This is a genomic window from Centipeda sp. (in: firmicutes) (assembly GCF_057271695.1).
On sequence record NZ_DBHIVL010000086.1, the window covers coordinates 1 to 9,393 of the forward strand.

Consider the following 9,393-nt stretch of genomic DNA (forward strand, 5'->3'; position numbering starts at 1 on the left):
TCCACATAGCTTTGGCTATGCGTCCGGTTTGCCTCCTTGTTCGGACGAAAAAATGTACGTCAACCTGACGGACTTCATTTTATCAGCGATTCCTTAAACGCACTGCGCCGGAGCGAAAGAAGTCCAACGGGATCGTACCACCCAATCAGTCAACATCATCCAAGGACACTTTTGCTGACGCGCGTGCTCTTGGGACGTTTTCCCATGCGACCTGTTCCCCAATCCGCTTCGTCCTGTGGACTTGCTTCTTGGACAGGTCAGTATTTTCGCGCTTGCTCCCCTAGGGTTTGCTTAGGAGCATCCTGTCCTCGTTTTTCCGTAACATTTATCATGGAACATTTTTACCTCTCTATGGCTTATCAAATTGATCGCGTCAAGAACCGCAGACCATTTCCCGCAAGAGAAACACGCAAGGCACTGTTAGACAGAACGTCTGCGTCAGTTTTATGGTCTGCTTGATCAGCGCTCCTCGGAGTTATTGCATACGGTTTCTGCTGACTGGTGCAGAAGGCGATGATGACGGTTCAGTCAACGCGCTCAAAATATACTCTATGGTGTCCATATAGTATGTATAATACGTTTTTTTAGTCGTTTGCTCTCTCGATTTCAGAAAAGCATTGGGTTCAACAAATTTTTTCTTATCCCCATGAAAGCAAGTATCGATCAATTTTCTTTCCGCTTCAGCACTCTCATGCGCTATATAGTTTCTGATCGCCTGCATCTGTTCAAATGGGGGTTTTATATTTGCATCTATCAGTATTACCTCAAACGGATTCACCTGGAACACGTGTCCGGATAGCTGTCTTATTTTATCCAGATACGGTATGTATTTTTTGGTGCCTTCCCGCATAAATACATTAAAATGCGCCTCATCTTGAAAGCTGATTTTCCGTTCGGGGGCATATCCTTTTTCCGATGAATTCCCGGTTGCGTATGACACGAAAAGTTCACTGATAAACCGTTCAAGTTGTATCCAAATTTTTAGTAGTGCTATGTCATACCGTTGGACATCATTTTTTTGTGCCCACGCAGTCCAATCTGATATCGCCTTACTAACATCACTGCTTACCATTCCTATCCCCCACAAAGTAACCATTCATAAATGAGATGCGACTTGTTCTCTCATTTTTACTGGTGGTCCTCATACTGTGATTTTTCTTAAATTCCCCCCATTCAGGTTGTATCGTCCGACCGACCGGTATGTCCGAAACCTTGGAAGTATAATCGTTCAAGAAGTTAGCACAAGCAGCATATAAGGCATCTGCATGGTCGGCAATGGCGCCTTTATCAAAAATAAAGTTTCGCTGTATCCCTAAGCCCTTGATTCCAAACATCTGGTGTATAATCACCGAATAGAATGTAAAAAAATAATTTTTATTAGAGAGGCACCCAAGATTCCCTTCGAAATATGAATACACACCTACGATGATATCCATCGCTTCAATGAATTTATTTTCGACGACAGTATCCTCTGCAAAGGATTCATCGAACTTCTCGTAGAGTTTATCAACAAACTGCGGTGTTTCTGAGACGACCCCCTCCACCAACAGAATAACCATTGATGTGATCAGTTCGGCATCCCTCATGCGCGTGCAGTCATTGTCAGATAACAAGCCATAAGAAAGAAAGAAATCCCTATACTTGGAAGCGAGATTGTATACCAGCACCTTGAAGTCTCCCCAGTATTTTGAGTTTCTGAGTTCTTGTTTGTTGAGGACATAGTTATTTGAATTCAGACGAGCAAACATATCATAAATTAGCCCTTCGTCTTTTTCTGTCACGACCTCTGCGAGGATTTCATATTCCAAAATGTCCTCTTGCGTCTCAGGATCTAGGTCTGAGTATTTTTTATTGCCGTATGACTTATTGTGCTGCTTCTTAAGAGCATATTTCTCATCAACAACATATTCAATAATGGCACGAATTCGCTGCTGTCCATCAATGATTTCTCTGCTTGTCGTTTTTGTATTGATGTCTACCTTCTGCCGCAAGAAAATTGGCGGGATCGGAAGCCCCCTGATGATCGTGTCCATTAAATATGCCTTGGCTTTTTCGTTCCAAACACTGTTCCTTTGATACTTGGGAGAAAGGTCCAATTCCCCCTTGCTGCTCCATTGAACAATATCACTGATCTGAACGATTTTGGATATTACTTTTTTCATGTCCAAACCTCCTCGTAAATATGTTTCGTAAGCAAGAAAACCGCCCCCATCTGCCGCAAAGACTCCGACTCCACCGTAAAGGCAGCGACGATCTCATCGCAAAACGCGAAGTTAAGGAATCACTGATAAAACAGCCCCTCGGGTTGGGTTAGATTTTTTTCCTGTCAAGAAGACAAACCGGACGCATAGCAAAGGCTATGTGGAGGATTTGTCAACACAGACAGGGCGGAAAAGATGCGCCAAGATGGCAGTGCTGAATTTATCAGTGATTCCTTAAACGCCATCTCTATTCCTCCTCATGTACCGCAGGGTTCTCCTGCGCCTCCAATACACTGTGCAGCAGATGAACAAGCACGCGCGTGATACGCACGCCGTCCACCTCCTCGACGTAGAGCAGCGTTCCCGCGTGTGCCGCCATTTGGCCTACGCGCGGCGCATCGCCGAGCTGATCGTAGAGCCAGCCGCCGACACTGTCTACATCCTCGTCCTCGATGCGCACACCGAGCAGGTCATCCAGCTCCTCGAGCAGGAGCTTTGCGTCGACGGAGCAGAGATCGCCCGCACGCCACTCCACACTCTCGCGCTCCTCGTCAAACTCGTCGCGGATATCGCCGACAATCTGCTCGACGATGTCCTCGACCGTCACCATGCCTGCCGTGCCGCCGTACTCGTCCACAACAATCGCAAGCTGCGACCCCTCCTCCTGCATCGTGCGCAGGAGCACACTGCCGTCCATGCTCTCAGGCACGAGGAGTGCCTTACGGATGTAGCGGCGCAGGTTCAGCCGCTCGCCGCGAATCAACGGCGGGAGCAGGTCTTTCACATGGATAAAGCCAATGATGTGATCCTTGTCCTCATAGCAGACGGGATAGCGCGTCTGCTGCTCCTCGAGAATGGTCTTGATACGCTCGGCGGGCGTATCGTCGAGGTAAAGGCAGATCATATCCGTGCGCGGTATCATGATCTCGCGTGCGTTCAGCTCGGTGAACGAAAAGACATTGTCGACAAAGTCTGCCTCCGTGCTGTTGATGAGCCCCTGCCGATAGCTCTCCTTCATCAGGAGGCGGATCTCCTCCTCCGTGTGCGCGTCCTCGTTCTCACCCTTGACATCGTAGCCCAGCCGACGGCTGATGGCGTTCGCGACTGTGTTCAAGATCCAGACGAAAGGGCGCATAATGCGGCTGAAAACCACCATTGGGAAAGCGATTGCAAGCAAAACCTGCTCCACATTTGCAATCGCCATGGACTTTGGCGTAAGCTCGCCGAGGACGATGTGCAGCGAGGTGATGATGGTAAAGGCAATGGCGAGCGAAATCGTGTGTCCGACCTCATCGGGCAACCCAAACATCTGCGTCACGGGCAGGATGAGTGTCGCAATCGCCGGCTCGCCCACCCAACCGAGACCGAGCGAGGCGAGCGTGATGCCGAACTGCGTCACCGAGAGCGAGTAGTCGAGATGATCGGTCAGCTGCTTGGCGTATCGGGCGCGGCTGTTCCCCTCCGCAATCAGCGTTTCAAGACGCGAGGTGCGGATCTTTACACAGCAGAATTCCGCCGCGACAAAGAAGCCGTTCATGAAAATCAAAAAGGCAACGAGCAGTATGTCCAGCAATGTGGGCACGATGTCCACGAATGAGATCCCCCTTTGGAAGTGGATGAAAATGCCGTGCGTTTACGCACGCGGCAGGCGGGAGAGTTCGATCTCCATGCGTGCAGCGAGTGTCTTGAGCTTGGCCAGTTCCTTCTCGTCCACGAGTGAGATGACCGCCCCCGCCTTTCCTGCGCGTGCCGTGCGTCCCGCACGATGGCGATAGGTACGCACGTCCTCGGGCAGATCGAGATGAATGACATAGTCCACATCCTCGATGTCAAGCCCACGTGCGGCAAGATCGGTGGAGATGAGAAGCTCGGCACGTCCCGCACGGATGGCATCGAGTGCCGCACGCCGCTGATCGCGTCGCTCCTGTCCGAGCAACGCAACGGCTTTAACCCCCTCAAAGCGCAGTTTTTCGAGCGCGTGCGCTGCATCGAAGCTGCGCCCGACAAAGACAAGCCCCCGACGAATCGGCAGACGGCGCGTCAACTTTTGCACCGCCTTTATTTTATCACGAAACGCTGCAATATGATAGTAGTTTTCATAACTTGCGTCCGTGCTCTCCACACGGATGAGGCGTGGTGCAAACAGCTCCTCTGCCATGCGCACGGCAGCCGCTCCCGCCGTCGCCGAGAGGAGGAGAGCCTGACGTTCGGCGGGCAGGAGGCGGATCACGGTGCGCACCTCGTCCAGATGCTGCTTGCCAAGCAGACGATCGAACTCGTCCAGAACGAGCAGCTTCACGCCTGTGAGTTTCAGCTTGCCGAGACGGTGGAGCTCCTGCACGCGCGGCGCAGAGCCGACGATGAGGGCGGGCTTCTTCTTGAGCGATTCGATCTGCCGCTTGATGTTCGCCCCGCCGATCAGTGCCTGCACCCCGATGGGCAGCTCTGCCACCTGCGCCAGTTCACGCGCGACCGTCGCAATCTGCATCGCAAGCTCGTGCGTCGGCGAGAGGACAAGTACCTGTGCCGTACGCACCGATGGGTCGATGCGCTCCATGACAGGCAGGAGGTAGGCGAGCGTCTTGCCCGTGCCCGTCGGTGCCTCGCCGATCAGATTCTCCCCTGCACGCGCGGCAGGGATGAATGCCGCCTGGATCTCCGTGGGCGCCGTGATGCCGCGCTTTGCGAGAGCGGCGATGAGATGCTCGGGCACGCCGAGCGATGTAAAGTCCATAGTTTCCTCCTGCTGGAATAAAGGATTCACTGATATGCCATGTCCAAACGCCTCCCCCGCCGCTGCGGGGGAGGTGGCACGCGACAGCGTGACGGTAGGGGCGCCTGTATCGACATCATCATTACTCACCAAAAAACAGCGCATCCATCTCCGCCTGTTCGTCTGCCGTCGGTGTATAACTGCCGCGCGGCGCGTATGTGGGCGCAAGAGACGCGGAGGGACGCGCCCCGGATGCCCCCGCTGCGGTGCGCGGAATCCGCTTCCCTGTAAAGTCGGGCTTGCCGCCCGCATCGTTCGCTGTCATGCGGCACTGCGGGAACGCCGAACATCCCCAGAAGTCGCCGTGCTTCCCCTTTCGCTTCAGCATTACGCCGCGCCGACACGCGGGACAGGGAACGCCCCCGCCCCCTGTGATGGTCGCCGTCATTGCCGCATCGCAGAGGTCACGCGCAAACGCCGCCTGTCCCGCAAGGAATTCCTCGGGTGTCCCCTCACCCTGTGCCATCGAGTGCAGACGATCCTCCCAGAGAGCCGTCGCATCGGGATAGGTCATCGCATCGGGGAGCGCGTCGATGAGGAGATATGCCGCATCCGTCGGTGTAAGCACCTTCTTCTTGCCCGCTGCGTTCAGAAATTTACGCCGTATCAGATCCTCGATGATGCTCGCACGCGTCGCCTCTGTGCCGATGCCGGAGACATCGCGCAGCATCTTCTTCGCCGCTTCGTCCTTGACGTATTTGTGGATCTCCTTCATCCCCTGCAGGAGAGTCGCGGGGGTAAAGCGCGTGGGCGGCTTCGTCTGGCGCGTGCCGAGCTCTGCGGACACATAGTCCGCCGCGTTGCCCTTCTTCATTGGGGGCAGAACGGCACTCTCCTCCTCGTCCTTCTCCGCATCCTCCTCATTTTTCGCCGTACGGTACATCGCACGCCACCCCGCCGCACGCTCCGTGCGTCCGCTTGCAGCAAACAGCTCGCCGTGATACGTGACCTCCACCTTCGTCTGGTCATAGACGTAGTTCGGATGAAACTGTGCAATGTAGGCGCGTGCAATCAGCTCGTAGATGTTCCGCTCCACTGCACTGAGCCGTGCGAGGTTCACAGGCACGGTGGTCGGGATGATCGCGTGGTGCGCGGAGATCTTCGCGTCGTTCCACGCGCGTGACTTCTGCTTTGCATCCGCCGCCCGCGCCCATGCGCCGAGCTCCGTAGCCTCCAGTGCGGCGAGGTTGCCGAGGATCTTTGCCGCATCCTTGTGCTGATTCACGGGCAGATACTCTGCGTCCGAGCGCGGATAGCTCGTCAGCTTCTCCTCGTACAGCTTCTGTGCCGTATCGAGCACCTGCTGCGGCTCGTAGCCGTACCGCTTGCCCGCGAGCACCTGCAGTGCCGACAGCGAGAACGGAAGCGGCGGCGGCTCCTCCTTCTTCTTGCGCTCATAGCGCGTCACCTTCGCGTCCTGCGGCTCCGCGCCAAACGATGCAAGTGCCGCCTGCGCCGCCTTTTCGTCTACAAGCCGCCCCTCGGGATCGAGCGGCGTGCGCTCCTCCGACGGCTTCCACCGCGCACGGAAATGTTCGCCCGACTTCTCGTGACGAAATACCGCATCGAGCATATAATATGTCGCAGGCTTAAAATTTTCAATCTCGCGCTCCCGCCGCACAACAAGCGCAAGCGTCGGTGTCTTGACACGCCCGATCGGGAGCACGAGCCGGTCATGCCCCGCCCGCCGCGCCGCGAGCGTATAGGCACGCGAGAGATTCATGCCGATGAGCCAGTCCGCACGCGCACGTGCCAGTGCCGAGCGTTTCAGCGGGAGGAAATCGGCATTATCGCGCAGGTCGCCGAGCGCATCATGGATGCTCTTGTCATCGAGCGCGTTGATGAGGATGCGGCGCACGGGCTTTTCGTTGCCGAGAAAGTCCAGTACCTCGTCCACGAGCAGCTGTCCCTCGCGGTCGGGGTCGCCGCCGTGCACGATCTCATCCGCACGCTCGATCAGTCCCTTTACGACAGCAAACTGCTGCGCCGCACTCTCATTCACGACGAGCCGCCACTCGGTGGGCAGGATCGGCAGATCCTCCGCACGCCATCGCTTCAGCTTCGGATCGTATTCCTCCGGCTCCGCCTGTCTGAGTACATGACCAAAGAGCCACGTCACCACACCGCCGCCCGTCTCGATCCAGCCCTGCCCCTTGCGATGCGGCTGCGGCAGACACGCGGCGAGCGCACGCCCGACACTCGGCTTTTCCGCAATGTAGAGCCTCATGCAAACACCTTCGAGAGTGCCCAGACGAGGAGGATGAGCCAGAGGATCAGCACGATGGATGCCACGACGAGTACGAGCGTCCCGTAGCGCGCCACGCTTCGCTCGCCCTCCGCACGCGCATCGGGGGGCAGCATACGCACGAGCAGTTCCGTCGCCGCCGGCAGGATCACCATATCATCCACCGCCCCAAGCAGCGGAATCGTATCGGGTACAATGTCAATCGGGCTGACGAGATAGAGCAGCGTCAAGGGAAACAGAAACTTCACCGCACGCGGTGTATCCCGCCGCAGCATCGCAAAGAGCAGCACGGCGATATCGCGCCGCAGCGCGCGCAGCAGCACCAAGAATCGCAGCATAAAAACCTCCGATCACGTTACATCATTATGCACAGTATACCATTCCGCCCGCACTCTTTCAAATGCAAATGAAAAGGACAGCCGCACAATGGCAGCTGCCCTCCGATGTAGAAAAAAGTTATGCAAGCGTAACGAGCGGCTTGCCCGTCATTTCCTTCGGGATCGGGATGCCTGCGAGCGTGAGGAGCGTCGGCGCGATGTCGCAGAGTGCGCCCGTGTGGACTTCCTTCACGCGGTCAGATACGACGATGAACGGCACGGGATTCGTCGTGTGCTTCGTGAACGGCTGGTTCGTCTCATAGTCCCACATCTTATCTGCGTTGCCGTGATCCGCCGTGATGCAGACCTCACCGCCCACCTCGCGGATGGCATCGACAAAGCGTCCGACGCAGGTATCGACCGTCTCGACCGCCTTCACAACCGCCGGCACAACACCCGTATGACCGACCATATCGCAGTTCGCATAGTTGAGAATGATGAAGTCGTACTTGCGCGACTGGATCGCCTCGACCACCTTGTCCGTGACCTCAACCGCGCTCATCTCGGGCTGCAGGTCGTAGGTCGCAACCTTCGGCGAATTGACGAGGATGCGATCCTCGCCCTTGAACGGCTCTTCGACACCGCCGTTGAAGAAGAAGGTAACGTGTGCGTACTTCTCCGTCTCGGCGATGCGCAGCTGCGTCATGCCAAGATCCTGCACATACTGACCGAACGTATTGTCAAGCTCCTCGGGCGGGAACGCCACGAGTGCATTCATGCCCGCCTCGTACTGCGAGAACGTCGCAAAGGGAATCTTCAGCGACTCGTCACGTGCGAAGCCGTCGAATGTCTCATCCACAAATGCGTGCGTGAGCTGACGCGCACGATCGGGGCGGAAGTTGTAGAAGATCGCACCGTCGCCATTTTTCATGCCGGGATAGCCCGCGACGACGAACGGGACGACGAACTCATCCGTGACGCCCTCGGGCTTTTCACTCGTATCCGCATAGGAGGCAAGCAGTCCCTCAACGGCTGTCTTTGCTGTATGTGATGCCTTTGCATGAGCAATCGCCTCATAGGCAAGCTGCTCACGCTCCCAACGATGATCACGATCCATGGCGTAGTAGCGGCCACTGACCGTCGCGATGCGCCCGACACCGATCTCTGCCGCCTTTTTCTCCACTGCCTCAAGGTACTCCTGCGCACTCTTGGGCGGCACGTCGCGTCCGTCGAGGAACGCGTGAATCCAGACCTCTGCGATGCCCTCGCGCTTTGCAAGCTCGAGCACACCGAAGAGATGGTCGTCATGGCTGTGCACGCCGCCCGGCGAGACCAGTCCCATAACGTGCAGTGCGCCGCCGCGCTCCTTCACCCCGCGTACAATCGTGAGCAGCGCCTCGTTCTTGAAAAAGTCACCATTCTTGATGTCGCGCGTGATACGTGTGAGCTGCTGATAGACAATGCGTCCTGCGCCGATGTTCGTGTGTCCAACCTCGGAGTTGCCCATCTGCCCGTCCGGCAGTCCGACGTACTCGCCGGATGCGTTGATCTCGTTGTGCTTGTACGTCGCGAGCAGACCTTCAATCACCGGTGTCTTCGCCATAGCGATTGCGTTGTACTTGAGATCGTTCGGGTCGCCGTCGCCAAAGCCGTCCATGATGATGAGAGCGACGGGCGCATTCTTAAGTTTTGCCATAATATTTGATTCTTTCTAAGAGCTTTTGCCCAATACTCAGGAGGCGCAGATTCTCCGTCTCTGCAAAGAATCCGCGCCAACCCAAGTGCGTATGCGATTTTTAGAAATTAGGGAAGCACTGATAAATTCAGCCACGCCATCTTGACGCATCTTTTTTGCCC

8 protein-coding genes are annotated in these 9,393 nt (G+C 56.1%); 1 reads left to right on the top strand and 7 read right to left on the bottom strand.

What is annotated here, in order from left to right; genetic code table 11:
- Positions 1–475 precede the first annotated feature (475 nt).
- A complete protein-coding gene (locus tag ACO6BQ_RS10900) occupies positions 476–1,072 on the bottom strand; it encodes a hypothetical protein (protein ID WP_489120901.1) in 597 nt (198 codons plus the stop codon).
- Entirely contained in the window at positions 1,059–2,162 is a 1,104-nt protein-coding gene (locus ACO6BQ_RS10905; RefSeq protein ID WP_489120902.1) for a DUF262 domain-containing protein, read from the bottom strand. The genes ACO6BQ_RS10900 and ACO6BQ_RS10905 overlap by 14 nt, the downstream gene beginning before the upstream one ends.
- Before the next feature lie 118 nt (positions 2,163–2,280).
- Here ACO6BQ_RS10905 and ACO6BQ_RS10910 point away from each other — a divergent pair, with 118 nt between their 5' ends.
- Positions 2,281–2,439 (top strand): secretion protein HlyD, encoded by a 159-nt coding sequence (locus ACO6BQ_RS10910; RefSeq protein WP_489120908.1) that lies wholly within the window; start codon positions 2,281–2,283, stop codon positions 2,437–2,439.
- A 9-nt stretch (positions 2,440–2,448) separates the two neighbouring features.
- On the opposite strand, the gene ACO6BQ_RS10915 is transcribed toward ACO6BQ_RS10910, so the two are convergent.
- The 5 genes from ACO6BQ_RS10915 to gpmI form a co-directional block, all read right to left on the bottom strand.
- On the bottom strand, positions 2,449–3,792 hold the full coding sequence (locus ACO6BQ_RS10915; protein ID WP_489120903.1) for a hemolysin family protein: 1,344 nt from the start codon (positions 3,790–3,792) through the stop codon (positions 2,449–2,451).
- Positions 3,793–3,834: 42 nt separating this feature from the next.
- A complete protein-coding gene (locus tag ACO6BQ_RS10920; protein ID WP_489120904.1) occupies positions 3,835–4,935 on the bottom strand; it encodes a DEAD/DEAH box helicase in 1,101 nt (366 codons plus the stop codon).
- Positions 4,936–5,056: 121 nt separating this feature from the next.
- On the bottom strand, positions 5,057–7,201 hold the full coding sequence (locus ACO6BQ_RS10925) for a DNA topoisomerase III (RefSeq protein WP_489120905.1): 2,145 nt from the start codon (positions 7,199–7,201) through the stop codon (positions 5,057–5,059).
- Complete coding sequence (locus ACO6BQ_RS10930; RefSeq protein ID WP_489120906.1) at positions 7,198–7,557, bottom strand: YkvA family protein; 360 nt, start codon at positions 7,555–7,557, stop codon at positions 7,198–7,200. The genes ACO6BQ_RS10925 and ACO6BQ_RS10930 overlap by 4 nt, the downstream gene beginning before the upstream one ends.
- Positions 7,558–7,675: 118 nt before the next feature.
- The gene (gpmI, locus tag ACO6BQ_RS10935; RefSeq protein ID WP_489120907.1) at positions 7,676–9,232 is read right to left on the bottom strand and encodes a 2,3-bisphosphoglycerate-independent phosphoglycerate mutase; all 1,557 of its coding nucleotides are present in this window, start codon (positions 9,230–9,232) and stop codon (positions 7,676–7,678) included.
- Positions 9,233–9,393 lie beyond the last annotated feature (161 nt).